The organism is Streptomyces sp. MK7 (genome assembly GCF_032658145.1).
Lineage (GTDB): Bacteria > Actinomycetota > Actinomycetes > Streptomycetales > Streptomycetaceae > Streptomyces > Streptomyces spiralis.
The window spans coordinates 1-513 of record NZ_JAVACL010000149.1; the positions used below are offsets into that span (position 1 = coordinate 1).

1 protein-coding gene is annotated in these 513 nt (G+C 71.5%); it reads left to right on the forward strand.

The annotated features are described in order from the left end of the window. Positions 1 to 110: 110 nt before the first annotated feature. Positions 111 to 513: alcohol dehydrogenase catalytic domain-containing protein (locus R2S09_RS40235; RefSeq protein WP_316746248.1), on the forward strand; the 403-nt coding region annotated here is incomplete at its 3' end.

Sequence of the window (513 nt, forward strand, 5' to 3'; positions counted from 1 at the left end):
CCGGCCGCCCGCCTGACGCCGGGCGGGCGGCCCCAGCACCAGCCAGGTCCCGGCTCCACGGCCGGGCCCCCTCGATACACACACCACTGCATGAAAGTCAGATGATCACCATGGACACCATGCTCGCCGGACGCTTCCACGTCGACACGAAGAAGTTCGCCGTGGAAGAGGTCCCTGTCCCCGTCCCCGGCCCGGGCGAGGTCCTCATCGAGGTCAAGGCCGCCGGCGTCTGCCTCTCCGACGTCCACCTGCTCGACGGCTCGCTGCCGCCGCTGTTCCTGGAGTCCGACACCGTCACCGTCGGCCACGAGGTCGCCGGTGTGATCCACACGCTCGGCACCGACCTCAAGCGCGGCCTGCCCGTCGGCACCCGCGTCACCCTGGAGGCCGGCAAGACCTGCGGCACGTGCGCCGGCTGCGTGCGCCACCGCCCCTGCACCCAGGTGCTCACCGCCGGCATCGACTTCGACGGCGGCTGGGCCCAGTACATGGTCGTCCCCGAGGAGATCGTCG